Annotated in this window: 16 protein-coding genes and 2 pseudogenes; 9 read left to right on the top strand and 9 right to left on the bottom strand. The window is 71.8% G+C overall.

The genetic code is table 11. The features are described from left to right. Positions 1–104: 104 nt before the first annotated feature. Genes AB0C28_RS31705 through AB0C28_RS31685 form a run of 5 tightly spaced genes read left to right on the top strand, consistent with a single transcriptional unit; the run spans position 105 to position 5,020 of the window. On the top strand, positions 105–1,604 hold the full coding sequence (locus tag AB0C28_RS31705) for an ABC transporter substrate-binding protein (RefSeq protein WP_358079648.1): 1,500 nt from the start codon (positions 105–107) through the stop codon (positions 1,602–1,604). After that, the gene (locus tag AB0C28_RS31700; protein ID WP_357858857.1) at positions 1,604–2,563 is read left to right on the top strand and encodes an ABC transporter permease; all 960 of its coding nucleotides are present in this window, start codon (positions 1,604–1,606) and stop codon (positions 2,561–2,563) included. The genes AB0C28_RS31705 and AB0C28_RS31700 overlap by 1 nt, the downstream gene beginning before the upstream one ends. Next, the gene (locus AB0C28_RS31695) at positions 2,560–3,399 is read left to right on the top strand and encodes an ABC transporter permease (RefSeq protein WP_357858854.1); all 840 of its coding nucleotides are present in this window, start codon (positions 2,560–2,562) and stop codon (positions 3,397–3,399) included. The genes AB0C28_RS31700 and AB0C28_RS31695 overlap by 4 nt, the downstream gene beginning before the upstream one ends. Next, positions 3,396–4,253 carry an ABC transporter ATP-binding protein gene (locus AB0C28_RS31690; RefSeq protein WP_357858851.1) on the top strand — a complete coding sequence of 286 codons (858 nt, stop codon included), beginning with the start codon at positions 3,396–3,398 and terminating at the stop codon, positions 4,251–4,253. The genes AB0C28_RS31695 and AB0C28_RS31690 overlap by 4 nt, the downstream gene beginning before the upstream one ends. Beyond that, the gene (locus AB0C28_RS31685; RefSeq protein WP_357858848.1) at positions 4,250–5,020 is read left to right on the top strand and encodes an ABC transporter ATP-binding protein; all 771 of its coding nucleotides are present in this window, start codon (positions 4,250–4,252) and stop codon (positions 5,018–5,020) included. The genes AB0C28_RS31690 and AB0C28_RS31685 overlap by 4 nt, the downstream gene beginning before the upstream one ends. Positions 5,021–5,073: 53 nt before the next feature. On the opposite strand, the gene AB0C28_RS31680 is transcribed toward AB0C28_RS31685, so the two are convergent. The 6 genes from AB0C28_RS31680 to AB0C28_RS31655 all read right to left on the bottom strand — a co-directional run bounded on the left by AB0C28_RS31680 (position 5,074) and on the right by AB0C28_RS31655 (position 12,165). Beyond that, positions 5,074–6,303 (bottom strand): AI-2E family transporter, encoded by a 1,230-nt coding sequence (locus AB0C28_RS31680; RefSeq protein ID WP_358079646.1) that lies wholly within the window; start codon positions 6,301–6,303, stop codon positions 5,074–5,076. Between the two features lie 191 nt (positions 6,304–6,494). Beyond that, a complete protein-coding gene (locus AB0C28_RS31675) occupies positions 6,495–7,286 on the bottom strand; it encodes a methyltransferase domain-containing protein (protein ID WP_357858842.1) in 792 nt (263 codons plus the stop codon). A 96-nt stretch (positions 7,287–7,382) separates the two neighbouring features. Continuing rightward, complete coding sequence (locus tag AB0C28_RS31670) at positions 7,383–8,759, bottom strand: alpha/beta hydrolase (protein WP_358079644.1); 1,377 nt, start codon at positions 8,757–8,759, stop codon at positions 7,383–7,385. A gap of 190 nt (positions 8,760–8,949) precedes the next feature. Continuing rightward, positions 8,950–9,390, bottom strand: a complete 441-nt coding sequence (locus AB0C28_RS31665) for a MarR family transcriptional regulator (RefSeq protein WP_346112842.1) — start codon at positions 9,388–9,390, stop codon at positions 8,950–8,952. A 5-nt stretch (positions 9,391–9,395) separates the two neighbouring features. Beyond that, positions 9,396–10,868 carry an MFS transporter gene (locus AB0C28_RS31660; protein WP_358079642.1) on the bottom strand — a complete coding sequence of 491 codons (1,473 nt, stop codon included), beginning with the start codon at positions 10,866–10,868 and terminating at the stop codon, positions 9,396–9,398. Positions 10,869–10,944: 76 nt separating this feature from the next. Then, the gene (locus tag AB0C28_RS31655; RefSeq protein WP_358079641.1) at positions 10,945–12,165 is read right to left on the bottom strand and encodes an NAD(P)/FAD-dependent oxidoreductase; all 1,221 of its coding nucleotides are present in this window, start codon (positions 12,163–12,165) and stop codon (positions 10,945–10,947) included. A 132-nt stretch (positions 12,166–12,297) separates the two neighbouring features. Between AB0C28_RS31655 and AB0C28_RS31650 the strand changes: the two genes are divergently transcribed. Continuing rightward, positions 12,298–12,915, top strand: a complete 618-nt coding sequence (locus tag AB0C28_RS31650; RefSeq protein WP_358079639.1) for a TetR/AcrR family transcriptional regulator — start codon at positions 12,298–12,300, stop codon at positions 12,913–12,915. On the opposite strand, the gene AB0C28_RS31645 is transcribed toward AB0C28_RS31650, so the two are convergent. Beyond that, positions 12,888–13,274 (bottom strand): hypothetical protein, encoded by a 387-nt coding sequence (locus tag AB0C28_RS31645; protein ID WP_357858826.1) that lies wholly within the window; start codon positions 13,272–13,274, stop codon positions 12,888–12,890. The genes AB0C28_RS31650 and AB0C28_RS31645 overlap by 28 nt on opposite strands. A gap of 90 nt (positions 13,275–13,364) precedes the next feature. Here AB0C28_RS31645 and AB0C28_RS31640 point away from each other — a divergent pair. Next, positions 13,365–13,544, top strand: a pseudogene (locus AB0C28_RS31640) (heavy-metal-associated domain-containing protein); the annotation flags it as partial. 206 nt (positions 13,545–13,750) lie between these two features. On the opposite strand, the gene AB0C28_RS31635 reads toward AB0C28_RS31640, so the two are convergent. After that, complete coding sequence (locus AB0C28_RS31635) at positions 13,751–13,897, bottom strand: hypothetical protein (RefSeq protein ID WP_358079637.1); 147 nt, start codon at positions 13,895–13,897, stop codon at positions 13,751–13,753. Here AB0C28_RS31635 and AB0C28_RS31630 point away from each other — a divergent pair. Beyond that, a pseudogene (locus AB0C28_RS31630) lies at positions 13,830–14,837 on the top strand (HAD-IC family P-type ATPase); the annotation flags it as partial. The gene AB0C28_RS31635 and the pseudogene AB0C28_RS31630 sit on opposite strands and share 68 nt — an antisense overlap. Before the next feature lie 106 nt (positions 14,838–14,943). Next, positions 14,944–15,660, top strand: a complete 717-nt coding sequence (locus AB0C28_RS31625) for an HAD-IC family P-type ATPase (protein WP_358079635.1) — start codon at positions 14,944–14,946, stop codon at positions 15,658–15,660. A 70-nt stretch (positions 15,661–15,730) separates the two neighbouring features. On the opposite strand, the gene AB0C28_RS31620 is transcribed toward AB0C28_RS31625, so the two are convergent. Further along, a complete protein-coding gene (locus AB0C28_RS31620) occupies positions 15,731–16,873 on the bottom strand; it encodes a serine hydrolase domain-containing protein (protein ID WP_358079633.1) in 1,143 nt (380 codons plus the stop codon). Positions 16,874–17,052 lie beyond the last annotated feature (179 nt).

Here is a 17,052-nt window from a genome sequence, read left to right as displayed (position 1 = left end):
TCTCCCTTATGCCCCCGTCCACCTATAGTGAGGTTTACCTACCCGATATACATAAAAGCGGCCGTCCCCGTCCCGCGTGCCGGCCGCTGTGCTCAGGAGTCACCTTGATCAGGAAGTTCGCCGGCGTCGGGGTCGCTTTGGCCCTCGCTCTCGCCGCATGCGGATCGGACCCGGCGGCCGCACCTCAGGAGGGCGCCGGCAGCGGCGCCGCCACGATCGAGATCGGCTCCCTGTACGAGCCGCAGAACCTCGACAACACGGCCGGCGGCGGCCAGGGCGTGACGGAGACGTTCAACGGCAACGTCTACGAGGGCCTGTACCGGCTCACCGACGCGGGCAAGGTGGAGAACCTGCTGGCCGAGAGCCAGGAGGTGTCGGACGACGGCCTCACCTACACCTTCAAGCTGCGCCAGGGCGTGACGTTCCACTCGGGCAAGGCGCTGACGTCCGCGGACGTGAAGCAGAGCATCGAGCGGGTGAGCGCGGCGGACTCGCAGTCGGCGCGCAAGAGCCAGCTCGAGGTGATCAAGTCCGTGACCGCGCCCGACGAGGGCACCGTGGTCATCAAGCTGTCCAGCAGGTCGATCTCCCTGCTCTACAACCTGAGCTACGTGTGGATCGTCAACGCCGAGGCCAAGGACCTGACGACCGGTGAGGACGGTACGGGGCCGTACAAGCTGGGGTCCTGGAAGCGCGGCTCGACGCTCAGCCTCGAACCCTTCCCCGGCTACTGGGGCCCGAAGCCGGCCAACGGCGGCGTCGTGTTCCACTACTTCACCGAGGCCACCGCGCTCAACAACGCGCTGCTCACCGGTGCCGTGGACGTCGTCACCAGCGAGCAGAGCCCCGACGCGCTGGCCCAGTTCACCGGCAACCCCGACTACAAGGTGGCCGAGGGTCACTCCACGACCAAGCTGCTGCTCGCCTTCAACGACAGGAAGGCGCCGTTCGACAAGCCGCTGGTGCGCAAGGCCGTCTCCTCCGCGATCGACGACGCCAAACTGCTGGAGTCGATCTGGGCCGGGCACGGCAGCCTGATCGGCTCGATGGTGCCGCCCACCGACCCGTGGTACGAGGACCTGACGAAGGTCAACCCGTACGACATCGAGCTGGCCAAGAAGCAGCTCGCCGAGGCCGGCTACGCGGGCGGTTTCCGCTTCACCCTGGACACGCCCAACTACGACCCGCATCCGACGGTGGCCACGTTCGTCAAGAGCGAGCTGGCCAAGGTCGGCATCACCGTCGACATCAACGTGATCACCGCCGACGAGTGGTACAGCAAGGTGTTCAAGAAGCGCGACTTCGCCGCCACCCTTCAGGAGCACGTCAACGACCGCGACGTGGTCTGGTACGGCAACCCCGACTTCTACTGGGGCTACGACAACAAGCAGGTCACCGGCTGGGTCGAGGAGGCCGAGCGGGCCAAGACCGCCGAGGAGCAGACCGAGCTGCTGAAGAAGGCCAACCGGCAGATCGCCGAGGACGCCGCCAGCGACTGGCTCTACCTCTACCCGCAGATCGTCGTGGCCTCCTCCAAGCTGTCGGGCTATCCGGTCAACGGCCTGAACTCGCAGTTCTACGCGTACGGGATCAAGAAGGGCTGATGGCGCGTTACCTGCTGCGCCGCACGGCCTTCCTGCTGGGCTCGCTGCTGCTGGCGGCCTCGCTGCTGTTCGTGCTGCTGCGGCTGCTGCCCGGCGATCCGGCCAACGCCCTGCTGTCCATCGGCGCGACCCCCGAGCAGATCGCGGCGGCACGCCGCCAGACCGGCTCGGACCTGCCGCTGCTGGAGCAGTTCGCCGCCTGGCTGGGCGGCCTGGCCCGGCTCGACCTCGGCACGTCCTACGTCAGCAAGCTGCCGGTCGGCGGCGAGATCGCGGCCCGGCTGGTGGTCACCGTGCCGCTGACGCTGCTGGCGTTCGCGCTGGCGGTGGTGGTGGCGGTGCCGGTCGGCTTCCTGGCCGCCCACCGGGCTCAGCGCTGGTACGGGCCGCTGCTCAGCGGTTTCGCGCAGCTCGGGATCGCGGTGCCGGTGTTCTGGATCGGCATGCTGCTGGTGACGGTGTTCGCGCTGCGCCTGCGGCTGCTGCCGGCCGGCGGGTTCCCGCGCGAGGACTGGGCCGAGCCGGGACGGGCGCTGACGGCGCTGGTCCTGCCGGTCGTCACCATCGCGCTGGTCATGTCGGCCTCGCTGATCCGCTACGTCCGCGCGGCCACGCTGGACGTGCTGGGCAGCGACCACCTGCGCACCGCGCGGGCGCTGGGCGAGTCGTTCGCCGGCGCCATGTGGCGGCACGGCCTGCGCAACGCGGCCGGGCCGGTCATCGCGGTGCTCGGGATCGAGCTGGCCACGACGTTCCTCGGCGCGGTGGTGGTGGAGAGCGTGTTCGCGCTGCCCGGCCTGGGGACCCTGCTGATCGAGGGCATCTCCGAGCACGACTATCCGGTCATTCAGGGCGTGCTCGCGGTCAGCACGTTCGCGGTGCTGGTGATCGGGTTCGCCGCCGACGTGGCGCAGCGCCTGGTCGATCCGCGGCTGCGGACCCGCCTGGGGCGCTCGTGAAGGGGCCCCAGAGCAAGAGGACTGGGCGCAAGAGGCCAGGGAGCAAGGGGCTCGCCGCCGGGTGCGTGCTGGTCGGTGTGGTGCTCGCGGTGGCCGTCGTGTCGCTGGTGTGGCTTCCGTACGATCCGGCCGACACCTCGGGCGGCCGGCTGGTCCCGCCGGGCGGCGAGCATCTGCTGGGCACCGACAAGCTGGGCCGCGACCTGCTCACCCAGCTCATGATCGGCGCCCGCATCGCGCTGGTGGCCGGCGGCGGGTCGGTGCTGCTCGGCGGCGCGCTCGGGGTGCTGGCCGGGCTGGCCGCCGGGTTCGCGACGCGGTGGCTCGACGACGCGCTGGCCGCCGCCCTGGACGCTTTGATCGCCTTCCCGACGTTGCTGCTGGCCATGCTGGTGGTCGCGGTGCGGCAGGCCTCGCTCGGCTCGGCGGTGCTGGCGATCGGGCTGGCCATGTCGGCGGTGGTCGCGCGGCTGACCAGGATCCTGGTCAAGCGGGTGCTCGCGCAGGACTACATCACGGCGGCGCGTACGTCGGGCAGCTCGTGGCCGCGGATCATCGCCGAGCACGTGCTGCCGAACATCTGGCCGACGCTGCTGGTCAACCTGGCCCTCCAGCTCGGCCTGGCCGTGCTGGCGGAGGCGTCGCTGTCGTACCTCGGCCTCGGCCCGCCACCGCCGAACGCGTCCTGGGGACGGCTGCTGCACGAGGCGCAGGCCACCGTGCTCACCGCGCCGGTGGGCGCGATCGCGCCTGGCGTGCTGCTGGTCGTGCTCGTCGTCGGCGTGAACCTGGTCGCCGACGGGCTGCGCGACCTCGCCCCGGGGAGGAGCCGATGACCGGCGAGGAGCCGATGGTCCCGGAGCCGCCGACCCCGGCCGAGCAGGTGAGCCGGGACGTGTCGCCGCTGCTGGACGTGAACGGGCTGTCGGTGCGCCAAGCGGGCGGCGGTGAGCTGCTGCACGGCGTGTCGTTCACGCTGGCGCCTGGTGAGCGGCTGGGACTGATCGGCGAGTCCGGGTCGGGGAAGTCGCTGACCGCGCTGGCCGTCCTCGGCCTGCTGCCCGCCGGGCTGAGCGCGCACGGCAGCGTGCTGCTGGCCGGCACGCAGATCGTCGGCGCGCGGGACCGGCGGCTGGACCGCGTCCGCGGGCGGACGGTGAGCGCGGTGTTCCAGGAGCCGCTCACGGCGCTGGACCCGCTGATGCGCATCGGCAGGCAGCTCGCCGGGCCGATCCGGCGCCGGCGCGGGCTGCGTGGCGGGGCGCTGCGGGCCGCCGTCTCGACCGCGCTGGACGAGGTCCGCCTGCCGGAACGGGTCGCGGGCGCGTACCCGCACGAGATCTCCGGCGGCCAGCGGCAGCGCGCGGCCCTCGCCATGGCGCTGGCCTGCGAGCCCGACCTGCTGATCGCCGACGAGCCGACCACGGCGCTCGACGTGACCGTGCAGGCCGAGGTGCTCGCGCTGCTCAACGGGCTGGTCTCGGGCCGGTCAATGGCGCTGCTGCTCATCGGCCACGACCTGGCCGTGGTCGCGGGCGTGACGGACCGGCTGGCCGTGCTCGAACGCGGCTCGCTGGTGGAGTCGGGAAGGGCGGAGGACATCGTGCGCGCACCGCGGCACCCCTACACGCGTGCGCTGGTGGAGAGCGCGGAGGCGTTCGAGGCCGAGTTCGATCGGCTGGCGCCATGACGTTGCTGGAGGCCAGGGAGGTCGGGTTCGCGTACCGGGGCGGGGCGCCCGTGCTCTCCGGCGTGTCCGTCGCGGTGACGGCGGGGCGCAACCTCGCGCTGGTCGGCGAGTCGGGGGCGGGCAAGAGCACGCTGCTGCGGCTGCTGCTCGGCCTGGCCCGGCCCAGCACGGGTGAGGTGCTGTTCGACGGCCGGCCGCTGCGGCCAGGGCGCGACCAGGAGTTCCGGCGCAGTGTCCAGCCGGTGTTTCAGGACCCGTACTCGTCGCTCGATCCCCGCCAGCGGGTGGACCGCATCGTGTCGGAGCCGCTGCGGGCGATGCGGATGGGCGCCCGCGACGAGATCGGCGACCGGGTGGCGGAGACGCTGCGCGCCGTCGGCCTGCCGGCGGACGCCGCGCGCCGCTATCCGCACGAGTTCTCCGGCGGGCAGCGGCAGCGCATCGCGATCGCCAGGGCCATCGTGTGCGAGCCGCGGATCCTGCTGGCCGACGAGCCGGTCAGCGCGCTCGACGTGACCACGCGCGTGCGGCTGGTCGAGTTGCTGCGGGAGCTGAAGGCGACCAGGGAGCTGACGCTGGTGATGGTCTCGCACGACCTGGCCGTGGTGAGCGCCCTGTGCGACGAGATCGCCGTGCTGGACGGGGGCCGGATCGTGGAGCAGGGGGCGAGCGCGGCCGTGCTCGGCTCGCCCACCCATCCGCACACGCGCCGCCTCGTCGCCAGCGTCCCCCGCCTGCGCCGCGACACCGGCCCGACAGCGTCCTGACCGGCCCGCGCCCTGACGGCCTCTCCCCTTATCCGCCCTTCGGCGCGTCCTGATCAGGGCGAGGGGCCGGGGTCGCCGTCCTTGGGCGCGGTTCGCGCCTGTTCCGGGCGTGGCTCGGCCTCGGGTTCCGCCGCCGCCGGGCTCTCGCCGTTCTCCTCCAGGTACGCCTCCGGCACGTCCGGCATGACCGGCATCAGCTCCTTGCGGGACACGAACGTGTCCAGCAACGACAGCAGCATGGCCAGCACCGGCACCGCCAGCAGCGCCCCCACCGCCCCGAAGAGCTGCGCCCCCAGCAGCACGCCCGCGAACGCGACCCCCGGATGCATGTTCACCGCCCGCCCGCTGATCCGCGGCTCCAGCGTCAGGTTCTCCACCTGCTGGTAGAGGATCCCCCAGGCCAGGGCCGCCAGCCCGATCCAGGGCCGGGGCGACACCAGGCCCACCACGGTGGGCAGCGCGATCGCGATGTACGTGCCGATCGTGGGCACGAGCTGGGCCACCATCCCGGTCCACACCCCCAGCGCCAGCCATGAGGGCATGCCGAGCAGCAGGAACACGACGGCCGAGCTGGTGCCGTTGATCGCGGCCAGGATGAGCCGGGCGGAGACGTACCCGCCGGTCTTGACCAGCGACACGTCCCACACCGTGAGGAAGACCTGCTGGACGCGGCCCGGCAGCAGCTGGGCGAGCCAGCGCCGCAGCCGGGGGCCGTCGGCCGAGAAGTAGAAGGTGAACAGCAGCAGGGCGAAGGTGTTGAACACCGCCAAGGTGATCGTGCCGAGCAGGCCGAGCACGCCGCCGAGCAGGTCCTGGGCGTAGGTGGCGGCCTGCTGCGGGGTCAGGTTGATGGAGCTGAGGATGGTGGAAATATCGTACTTCGTACCGAATCGGGTGTTGATCCACTCGATGGCGCCGGTGACGACCTCGGGCAGCGCGCGTACGAGTAAAGCGGCCTGTTCGACGAACAGGTTGCCGAACAGGAGGAGGAAGACCGCGGTGAGCAGCGCGATCCCGATCATCACGAGGACGGCCGCGGCGCCCCTGCGCATGTGCCGGGCCAGCCGGCCGACCGCGGGCTCCATCGCCAGCGACAGGAACCAGGCCATCACCACGACGACGATCAGCGAACCGGCGTCGGTGAGGACGAAGCGGATGAGGTACACCACGACGACGACCGCGACGACGGCGAACCCCACCCGCCACACGTTGGCCGGCGAGAGCAGCACCTGGATCCGCTGTGTGGGCGCGGGACGGGGCTCCCGGGGGTCGAACGGCTTCATGGCACCCTCCTGACCGGGGCACGCGGCGATATGCCTCACCGGCATCTCTTCCCCGTCCGGAGTGGATCGTGCACGGCGGCCCCCGGCACCTGAGCGGACGCCGAGGGCGCCGGACGATCACGGGCACGCGGCCACGGCACCGGGACCGGTCGCGGGCGCGTGGTCACGGTGCCGCGGTCGACGCCGGGCGGTCACGGGCGGGTGGCCGCGGCCACGAAGAGCGGCAGGGCGAGGAAGAGCCGGTCGCGGCGCCCCCGTTCGCGCTGCTCGGCGAGCCACGACTCGGCCTGCGCGTCGCTGATCGCCCCGGCCGAGCGGGCCCGCTCCGCGAGGTCGGCCAGCACGGGCAGCGCCCTCTCGTCCGCGAGGACCCAGGTGTGGACCTCGACGGTGACGTCGGTGAAGCCGGCGTCGAGGAGGAGGTTGCGGTGCCGGCGGGCGACGCGCGGGCCGGTGACCAGGTCGGCGCGGGCGTGCACGATCGTACGCGTGAGCGCGGCGTCGTCGGAGTCGACGACGTAGGTGTCCCAGTCCTGGCCGATCAGCACGATGCGCCCGCCGGGAGCGAGCACGCGCCGCGCCTCCAAGAGCGCGCGGCCGGGGTCGTCCAGGATGTGGTAGAGCTTCTCGGCTCGGTAGCCGCGCAGCTCGCCGTCGGCGAACGGCAGTGCGTAGGCGCCCGCCACGCAGAAGTCCCCCGCGGGCCAGCGCCCGCCCGCCACCTCGATCATCCGCTCGTCGAGGTCCACGCCGATCGCCCGCGCACCCCGTCCGGCCAGCTCCCCGACCGCGCGCCCGGCCCCGCACCCGACGTCGGCGACCGCCGCGCCCGGCGCGAGGCTGAGGAGTTCGTAGGAGCGGGCGCGCAGCTCGGCCGCCCCGGGGAGGCCGTCGGCGAGGTCGAGCAGGGTGATGAACGCGTCGGTCTGTTCGCTGGTGCGGCCCGTGCCCGACGTTCTATCCGGGTTCGTGTTCGTCTTCATGGGGGCGATCCTGCGACTTCAAGTCGGCTTGAAGTCAAGCGGACGTCCGCCCGCCGGGTGGCCGCCCCATGACGGTCACCCGGCGAGCGGCCGTCGTCAGGCTCTCGCGGTGCAGGCGCCCGGCCTGGGGGCCCTGGCCGTGATCAGGTAACGGTCGATCTGCCGCTCCAGGCAGGTGGACCCGCCGGCGTAGGCGGTGTGGCCGTCGCCGTTCTTCGTCAGCAGCACGCCCTTCGACAGCTGCGCCGCCAGCGCCTTGGCCAGCGCGTACGGCGTCGCCGGGTCGCGGGTCGTGCCCACCACCACGATCGGCGGCGAGCCGTGGGCCCGCACCTTCTTGGTGAACGCCTTGCCCTTGACCGGCCAGTACGGGCAGCGCAGCTCGGGCCGGTCGAGGCAGTGGATGGCCCGGAACGCCTCCAGCGTGTTGGCGTACGTGCCGTCGGCCCGGCGCCCGTTGTAGAGGTCGGCGAGCCGCAGCAGCAGCGAGCCGTCGCCCCTGAACCCCTGGGCCAGCGCCAGGCGCAGCGTCGGCCAGTACGCCACCCCGTACAGCGCCTGCTGGACACCGGTGCGCACGACCGCCTCGCTCACCTGGCGGCCGTCGTAGGTGTTGCGCAGCGGCGCGCGATCGGCCCGCTTGTAGAGCGCGTCGATCCGCTTCACCGCCGCGCGTACCGAGTGCTTCTTGAACGGGCAGCCCTTGGCCTTGAAGCAGTCGCGCACGAACGACTCCAGCGCCGTCTGGAAGCCCGTGACCTGGCTCTGGGCGAACTCGCCGCCCGACTGGCCGGGGTCTTCCGCGCCGTCCAGCACCATGGCGCGGATCCGCCTCGGGAACAGGTCGGCGTACCGGGCGCCCAGGTAGGTGCCGTACGACCAGCCGAGGTAGGTCAGGCGGGAGTCGCCCAGCGCCGAGCGCATCACGTCCATGTCGCGGGCGGCCTCGCCCGTGCTGACGTGGGCGAGCAGGTCCTTGCCCGCGTTGGCCGCGCAGGCCTTCGCGAACGTCTTCGACCACATCCTGGCCTGCTTGATCTCGGCCTTGGTGTCGGGCGTCGGGTCGGTGGAGTAGAAGGCGTCCAGGCCCAGCGTGCCCAGGCAGCGTACGGGGGCCGATCCGCCGACGCCGCGCGGGTCGAAGCTCACGACGTCGAACCGCCTGCGGAGCGATGCCGACACGGCCGCCTTGCTCGCCTTCAAGCTCTCCACTCCCGAGACTCCGGGGCCGCCGAAGTTGAGCACCAGGGAGCCGATCTTCTTTCCGGTCGCAGGAAGCCGGATCAGGCTGATCTTAATCCGTTTCCCGCCCGGCTTCGAATAGTCGAGTGGAACCTTTAATTTGGCGCACTGGAAGCCGCTGCCACACGATGACCAGGCAAGACGCTGGCCGTAATAGTCGGAGACCCGGCCGGGCGCCGTGGCGTTCGCCGTACCGGCCAGGCCGGTCATGGCGATCACGGCGACGATCACGGGTGTAATGATGGTGATGAGACGTCGCATAAGGAAAAAGTGACCGCTTAACCTTGCGGACCCCTTTAAAGGCGCTGGAATAGATCCCTTGCAAGAATGCCCGCGCCCGGGCCCGCGCCGCGCGCGCCGCCGCCATTGCGCGGCCCCCTCTGCGCCGCGCGCCGCCGTCACACGTATGGACCGGCCGCCGTCAGGGCGCGGACCGCTCCGGGGCGCGCAGCCCGGCGATGATGCGGTCGAGGGCGGCCAGGTCCGCGGGGTCCAGGGCGAGCAGGGAGCGCGGCGGGCGGGCCAGGATGCGCTCGGCCTCCTCGGCGACCGCCGTCCCGGCCGGCGTCAGCGTGACGATCCGGCTCCGGCGGTCGCTCGGGGCGACGCTGCGGGTCACGTAGCCGCGCCGCTCCAGGTCGTCCACCATCAGCGTGGTGTACGGCTTGTCGGTGGACAGCTCGGCGGTCAGCTCCCGCATCGTCATCGGCCCGGCCAGCAGGCGGCGCAGCGCCTTGACGCGGAAGAAGCTGATGCCGAGTGTCTCGGCCACCTCCTTGCGGCGATCCTCCTGGCGCAGGACGAGGTCGTACATGCCGGACCAGACGCGGGCCACCGCCTCCTGGTCGGGGGTCTGGCTCATGAGGTCTACGCCGTTCCTTCCGCGACAGGGTCGAGCCGTTCGGCGGTGCGGGCGGCGCTGTCACGGGCCCAGCCGGTGGTGGTCAGGATACCGAGGAGGGCGATCACCAGGCCGCTGCCGGCGATGATCCACCAGCCGATGTGGGTGGCGGCGGGAAAGCCGGTGGCGAACGGGCCGGCGACCGCCGAGGTGACCAGCGAGCCGATGACCGCGACGCCGAGCACCTGCCCGATCTGGCGGCTGGTGGAGGCCACCGCCGCGGCCATCCCGGCCCGGGCGCGCGGCATGCCGGACACGGCGGTGTTGGTGATCGGCGCGTTCACCATGCCGAAGCCCAGCCCGAACAGCACGTACGCGGTCATGAGCCGCCAAATCGGCATGTCCGCCGTCAGCCCCGTCAGGATCAGGCCGCTGAGCGCCATGGTGACCCCGGCCACGACCAGCGGCACGCGCGGCCCGGCGCTCGCCACGATCCGGCCGGACAGGGGCGCGCAGACCGCGGTCAGCCCGGCGATGGGCAGCGTGTAGAGGCCGGCGTGCAGGGCGGACAGGCCCAGCACGTCCTGGAGGTAGAGGGTGTTGAGGAACAGGAACCCGCCCAGCGCGGCCAGGGCGCACACGGCGGTGACGGTGGCTCCCGCGAACGGGGCGCTGCGGAAGAAGCGCAGGTCGATCAGGGGTTCGGCGTGGCGCAGCTCGTACGGGACCAGGCAGGCCAGCGCCAGCGCGGCGACCGCGAAGCAGGCCAGCGTCCCCGGCGAACCCCAGCCGGCCGCCGGCGCCTCGATGAACCCGTACGTCACGGTGGCCAGCACCACGATGATCAGCACCTGGCCGACGGGGTCGATCCGGCGGGCGCGCGGCGCGCGCGACTCCGGCACGAACAGCGCGCACAGCACGAACGCGGCCACGCCCACCGGGATGTTGATCCAGAAGATCGCCTGCCAGCCGGCCGTCCCCACCAGCGTGCCGCCGACCAGCGGGCCGAGCGCCATGCTGAGGCCGATCATGCCGCCCCACACGCCGATGGCCCTGGCCCGCTCGCGCGGCTCGGTGAAGGTGTTCGTGATGATCGACATGGCGACCGGGTTGAGCATGGAGCCGCCGACGGCCTGCAGCGCCCGCGCGGCGACGAGCCAGCCGAGGCTGGGCGCGAGCGAGCACATGAGCGAGCCGAGCGTGAACAGCGTCAGCCCCGTCTGGAACGTGCGGCGGCGGCCGACCCGGTCCCCGGTCGAGCCGGACAGCATGAGCAGGCTGGCCAGCACCAGCGTGTACGCGTCGATGATCCACTGCAGGCCGGAGACGGAGGCGTTCAGGTCGCGGCGGATGGCGGGCAGCGCGATGTTCACGATCGTGTTGTCCAGCCCGACGATGAACAGGCTCATGCAGCAGATGCCGAGGACGAGCATGCGCCGGCGGGGGCTGAGCACGGGGGTCGCGTCGGGCGGGGCGGAGACCCGCTTGGTTATAGACATAGAACGATTATATTCGCATAACTAAGTACCTCCACTGGCGGGTACCCCGGCAGGTGGCGGGACGCCAGGACCGGCCCTACACGGGCGGACCGAACCCGATGCCGTCGCCGTTGTCCTCCTCACGCTCCAGCAGCCCCTCGATGCCGCCTTCGAGGAACCGGGCCGCGTCCGCGGCCCGGGACAGCATGGTCTTCTCGTACGTACGCACGGCGTCGCCGACCGTGGCGGAGCCGGCCAGCGCGAGCGCGAGTTCGCAGGCGTCCAGCACGGCCAGGTTGGCGCCGACGCCCAGCGGGGGCATGAGGTGGGCGGCGTCGCCGAGCAGGGTCACGGCCGGGTTGTGCTCCCAGGCGTGCGGGGCGGCCAGGGCGAACAGCGGGCGGTCGACGTACGGGCCGTCGTTGTCGGTGATCATCCGGAGCATGGACGGCGACCAGCCGGAGAAGCCGTCCAGCAGCCGGGCGCGGATGCCCGCGGTGTCGCCGGCGTCCAGGCCGCTCGCGGCGATCCAGTCCTGGGGCAGGCGCTGGACGATGTAGACCCGGATGTGGTCGCCGCCGTTGCGCTGGGCGAACAGGGCGCGGTCGCCGTCGGCGGCGAGGGCGCCACCCTGCCCGACGAGCGCGGCCAGGTCGGGGTGCGCGTTCTCGACGTCGTGGAACCAGGCCTCCAGGAAGCCGGCGCCGATGTATCGCGGCACGGCCGCCGACACCGCCGGGCGGACCCGGGAGAACGCACCGTCGGCCCCGATGACCAGATCGGCCTCGACGACCGTACCGCCGCGAAACCGCAGCAGCCTCGGACCGCCTTCCGCGCCGCCTCCCGAGCCGCCAACCGACCCACGGCCTGAGCCACCGTCCGGGCCGCCGACCAGACTCTCGGCGGGACCGCTGACCACTTCAAGAGCATGACCCCACCGCACGGTCCCCGGCTCCAGCGAGTCGAGCAGCAGCTTCCGCAGCACGCCCCGATCGATCTCCGGCCTGGACAATTCGCCCTCGTCCGGAAGATGACGGCGCACGATCCGGCCCGCCGGATCGAGCCGGCGCATCTCCTGCCCCTCCGGTCGGGCCAGCCGGAAGAAGTCCTCGATCAGCCCGGCCTCGCGCAGCGCGATCTGCCCGTCGTCGGCGTGCAGGTCGAGCGTGCCGCCCTGGTCGCGCGCCCGAGGGTGCGGGTCGCGGTCGTAGACCGTCACGGGGATGCCGTGTTTCTGCAGGATGCGGGCACAGGTGAGCCCGCCGGGACCCGCTCCGACGATGGCGATCCTGGCGGTGGCAGGTGCAGGTGAACGCATGACGTGTCCTCTCGTTCGAGACCTCCGCGGAGCCGCGGCGGCTCCGTGGAACGAGCTCCAGAAAAGCAGACCCGATTAAAAAGTGCAACAAGTCAACTTTTTAACCGTGACCACTTTTGCTAGGCTGGACGCATGGACAAGCCACCCGTCGTCGGCCGCCGCGAGCGCAAGAAGGCCGCCACCCGTCAGGCGATCGCCGACGCCGCCCTGCGGCTGTTCCTGGAGCGCGGCTACGACGGGGTGAGCATCAGAGACATCGCCGACGCCGCCGACGTGTCGACCACGACGCTGTTCAAGCACTTCCCCGGCAAGGAGGCCCTGGTCTTCGACCAGGATGAAAACCTGGAGGCGGAGCTGACCGCCGCCGTACGTCAGCGCCCCGCCGGTCAGAGCGTCGTCGACGCGCTGCGCGAGCACGCGCTCAAGTCCTGGCTCCCCGTCGCGACCCACCCGCGCTGGCCCGAGTTCAGCCGGCTCCTCGACTCCACACCGGTGCTGCGCGAATACGCCAAGCGCATGTGGACCCGCCACGCCGACGCCCTCAGCGCCGCCATCGCCGACGACGCGGGAGTGAGCCACGACAACCTCGCCTGTCAGGCCCTGGCCCGGTTCGTCCTGGAGATCCCGGCACTCACCCGAGGCCGCCCGGACCATCGGGCCGCCGTCGAAGAGCTCTTCGACCTGCTCACCCACGGCTGGCGCCCGCCCACGCCCTCGGAGCCTCAGGCCCGGCTTCCCGCTCCCCAGTAGAACGGGCCGGAGGTGGGGTGGACCTCGATGCGCCACCCGACCCGGGCCAGCCGCCGTTCGAGCTCCCGCGGGGGGTGCGGGACCTTGACGATCCGGTACGCGGTCCCGTCCAGGAGCCGCCGCCGGATGGTCGAGGACCCCTCGCCTTCGATGAGCTCGTCGGCGGTCCGGTAGGCGTCGTCGACGAAGAGGACCCGTCCCTCCGGTTCGAGGCAGTCGGCCGCCAGCGACCAGAAGGCCGGGAAACGTTCGGCCGGGACGTGCGACAGCCAGAACCCGAAGAAGACGACGTCGTACCGGCGCTCCGGCCGCCAGCCGAACAGATGTGCTTGCAGGTTCGTGCCGTCAGCCGATGTCATGAGACGACTATCACAAACGTTCGCCGGACTGCGACACCTCTCGGGCCGGCCCCGGGGTGAGGCGGGCGTTCTCGTGGGGAGGACACGACCATGGGCGACACGGTCTCCGCACGGCGCGATGGAGGCGAGGAGCGCGGCACCGCGATCCTCGACGTGAGCGGGCTGCGGTGGGCCTCGGAGCAGAACGTGATCGTGGCCGTGCTCGGCCGGCGTCCAGGGGTGCTGCACGTCGAGGCCAACGCGGTGGCGCAGACGGCGACGGTGCGCTTCGACCCGCGCCGTACGTCCGTCGCCGAGTTGCGTACGTGGGTCATCGAGTGCGGCTACCACTGCGCCGGGCAGTCCGTGCCCACCCACATGTGTGACCCGATGGCCGAGCCCCGCCGGTCAGTCGATCACGCGGCGGGTGCCGAGGCCGCACACCACGAGACAACGGATCACGGCGGCGAGACGATCGCGCCCCATGAGATGGCGGGTCACGGCGGCGAGACGACGACCACGCCACACGAGATGGCGGGCCATGGCGGGATGTCGATGGCGGCGATGGTCGCCGACATGCGCAACCGCTTCCTGGTGGCCGCGCTCTTCTCCATCCCGATCGTGCTCTGGTCCCCGATCGGCACGGACGTGTTCGGGCTGGAGCTGCCCGTGCCGTTCGGGTTGCGGCAGGACGTCTGGGCGTTGCTGCTCAGCCTCCCGGTGATCTTCTACTCGTGCTGGATCTTCTTCGCCGGAGCCGTACGCGCGCTCAGAGCCCGTACGCTCGACATGATGGTGCTCGTCGCGGTCGCGGTGGGCGCCGGCTGGCTCTACTCCCTGATCGTCACCCTCACCGGCGGCGGCGGTGAGGTGTTCTACGAGGCCGCCACCGTCCTGGCCGCGTTCGTGCTGCTCGGCCACTGGTTCGAGATGCGGGCCAGAGGCGGCGCGAACGACGCCGTCCGCGCCCTGCTCGACCTGGCCCCGCCCATGGCGACGGTCCTGCGCGACGGCCGCCCGGTGGAGGTCCCGACCGCCGAGGTGGTGGCCGGTGACCTGCTGCTGGTACGCCCAGGCGCGAAGATCCCGGTCGACGGCGTGGTCGAGGACGGCCAGAGCGAGGTGGACGAGGCGATGGTCACCGGCGAGAGCCTGCCGGTGCACAAGGAGCCGGGCTCGGCCGTCATCGGCGCCACCATCAACCGCGACGGCACGCTGCGCGTACGCGCGACCAAGGTCGGCGCCGACACCGCTTTGGCGCAGATCGTCCGGCTGGTCCAGGAGGCGCAGAACTCCAAGGCGCCGGGGCAGCGGCTGGCCGACCGGGCGGCGTTCTGGCTCGTCCTGGTGGCGCTGGTCGGCGGCGCGCTCACCTTCCTGGTCTGGCTGCTGGCGGCGGGGCAGCCGCTCGGCGTCGCGACGCTGTTCGCGATCACGGTCGTGGTCATCACCTGCCCGGACGCGCTCGGCCTGGCCACCCCGACCGCCATCATGGTCGGCACGGGGCTGGGCGCCGAGCGTGGCGTGCTGTTCAAGAACGCGATGGCGCTGGAGACCTCGGCTCGCGTCGACGTCGTCGTGATGGACAAGACCGGCACCCTGACCAAGGGCGAGCCGGAGGTCACCGATGTGGTGACCGTCGGCGCGCTGCCGGAGGAGGAGTTCCTGCGCCTGGTCGCGGCGCCGGGTCGTGGTGGGCAACCGGCGGCTGCTGGAGCGCGAAGCGGTGGAGCCGGAGACGCTGGCGAGCAGGCGGCAGGAGCTGGCCGAGGGCGGCAGGACCGCGGTCATGATGGCCGTGGACGGCATCGCGGCCGGGGTGATCGGCATCGCGGACGCGGTCAGGGACACCTCGTCCGCGGCCGTGGCCGAGCTGCACGAGCTCGGTGTCGAGGTGGTGATGCTCACGGGCGACAACGCGGCCACCGCGGAGCGGATCGCGCGGCGGCTCGGCATCGACACCGTGGTCGCCGAAGTGCTGCCGGAGGAGAAGGCGGCCAAGATCGCCGAGCTGCGGGCCGCCGGCCGCAGGGTGGCCATGGTCGGCGACGGCGTCAACGACGCCCCGGCGCTGGCCCAGGCCGACCTGGGCATCGCCATCGGGGCCGGCACGGACGTGGCCATCGAGACCGCCGACGTCGTGCTCATGCGCTCCGACCCGCTCGACGTTCCGACCGCCCTGCGGATCGGCCGGGGCACGTTGCGCAAGATGCGGCAGAACCTGGGCTGGGCGATCGGCTACAACACCCTCGCACTGCCGATCGCCGCCGGGGTGTTCGAGCCGGCGTTCGGGCTCGTGCTCCGGCCCGAGATCGCCGCGCTGTCCATGTCGGGTTCGAGCCTGATCGTGGCGGTCAACGCCCTCGCGCTCAAACGGCTGCGCCTGCCCTCCCCCGGCGCTTCGTGACGCTGGATCTCCGGCCCTCTGCCGCTGTTCATCCGGCGTCGTTCATCGGGCGTCGTTCATCGGGCGTCATTCATCGGGCGTCGCACAGAGCCCGGCTGACCAGCCGGTCGACGGCGGCCTCAAGCTGGAGAACGCGCCTGGCCGAATCGAAGCGCTCGGTGGAGACGGAGACCACGATGCTGCGCTTGCCGTCGTCGGTGACTCCCGTCCGGGTGGAGAAGCCGAGAATGTCCCCGCCGTGCCCCGCGTAGGTGCCGCCGCACGGCAGCGGACGCCGCATCAGGCCGAGTCCGTAGCGGGCGCCGGGCCAGATCTGCCGCAGTTCCTTGGCGACGGGAACGGTCTTGCGCATCTCGGCGAGCTGGGCGGGCCGCAGGAGTTCGCCGCCGAGCAGGGCGGTGAAGAAGCGGTCGAGGTCCGCGGTGGTGGAGATGAGCCCGCCCGAGGCGTCCGCGTCGCGGTGCCGGGTGGTGTCGACGAATCCCTCGCCGGTCTTGAACACGCTGTATCCGCGCGCGTGGGGGCGCGGCAGCTCGGCCGATCGTCCGGGCCAACGGGTGTGCTTGAGGCCCAGTGGCTTGATGACGCGTCGTTCCACCTCGGCGTACCAGGGGCGGCCGGTCACCTTCTCGATGATCAGGCCGAGTACGGCGTACCCGGTGTTGGCGTACGACCAGCCCTTGCCTGGGGCGAAGGCCGGCTTGTGGCGCATCGCCCTGGAGATGACCTGGCGCGCGGTGTAGGTGTCGAAGCGGTGGCGGCGGTATTCGCGGGAGGAGGCGATGGCCGTCGGGAACGGGTAGTCGTCGACGATCCCGCTGGCGTGCTGGAGGAGGTGGCGAACGGTGATCTTCCGGCCGTCGTTGCCGTGCCCCTTGATCAGCCCGGGAAGCCACTTGTCCGCGGTGTCGTCGAGTGACAGCTTCCCCTCGCCGGCCAGTTGCAGCACCATGGTGGCGACGAAGGCCTTGTTGCTGGAGCCGATCCGGAAATATCCGTTCGGCGGCACCGGGCTCTTCGTCCGGACGTCGGCGACGCCGGCGGTCACGACCGTGCTCCCGCCCTCGCCGGTGACGCGCACCTGCACCCCCGTGGCTCCGCCGGCGACGATCCGCTCGGCGTCGCGCCGCAGGTCCGACCGGCTGTACCCGGGCGCGGCGGTGATGGTGGTGGCCAGCAGGGCGGCGGCCACCCCTAAGTGTGTGACGAACATGATTTTTCCGCTTTCATCGGCATACGTGATCGAGCGCGTTCCACTCTCGTGGCAGGCACTCAGGCCGGCATCGGTCGTTCGGCTGATCTTGATCGACCGAACGACCAATCAAGATCAGAGACGCCGAACGGCTCCACACCCGCAGGTGTGGAGCCGTCGGTCTTGTTCGGGATCGTCGG

Origin of the sequence: Nonomuraea sp. NPDC048892 (genome assembly GCF_040649735.1) — a bacterium.
In the GTDB taxonomy this organism is placed as follows: domain Bacteria; phylum Actinomycetota; class Actinomycetes; order Streptosporangiales; family Streptosporangiaceae; genus Nonomuraea; species Nonomuraea maheshkhaliensis.
This window is presented reverse-complemented; position numbering and strand designations above follow the sequence as displayed.

Bases quoted from the DNA above. Each gene is read 5' to 3' on its own strand.
- AB0C28_RS31675 (WP_357858842.1), bottom strand. From the start codon at position 7,286: ATGAAGACGAACACGAACCCGGATAGAACGTCGGGCACGGGCCGCACC.
- AB0C28_RS31685 (WP_357858848.1), top strand. From the start codon at position 4,250: ATGACGTTGCTGGAGGCCAGGGAGGTCGGGTTCGCGTACCGGGGCGGG.
- AB0C28_RS31655 (WP_358079641.1), bottom strand. From the start codon at position 12,165: ATGCGTTCACCTGCACCTGCCACCGCCAGGATCGCCATCGTCGGAGCG.
- AB0C28_RS31700 (WP_357858857.1), top strand. From the start codon at position 1,604: ATGGCGCGTTACCTGCTGCGCCGCACGGCCTTCCTGCTGGGCTCGCTG.
- AB0C28_RS31690 (WP_357858851.1), top strand. From the start codon at position 3,396: ATGACCGGCGAGGAGCCGATGGTCCCGGAGCCGCCGACCCCGGCCGAG.
- AB0C28_RS31680 (WP_358079646.1), bottom strand. From the start codon at position 6,303: ATGAAGCCGTTCGACCCCCGGGAGCCCCGTCCCGCGCCCACACAGCGG.
- AB0C28_RS31645 (WP_357858826.1), bottom strand. From the start codon at position 13,274: ATGACATCGGCTGACGGCACGAACCTGCAAGCACATCTGTTCGGCTGG.
- AB0C28_RS31620 (WP_358079633.1), bottom strand. From the start codon at position 16,873: ATGTTCGTCACACACTTAGGGGTGGCCGCCGCCCTGCTGGCCACCACC.
- AB0C28_RS31665 (WP_346112842.1), bottom strand. From the start codon at position 9,390: ATGAGCCAGACCCCCGACCAGGAGGCGGTGGCCCGCGTCTGGTCCGGC.
- AB0C28_RS31650 (WP_358079639.1), top strand. From the start codon at position 12,298: ATGGACAAGCCACCCGTCGTCGGCCGCCGCGAGCGCAAGAAGGCCGCC.
- AB0C28_RS31660 (WP_358079642.1), bottom strand. From the start codon at position 10,868: ATGTCTATAACCAAGCGGGTCTCCGCCCCGCCCGACGCGACCCCCGTG.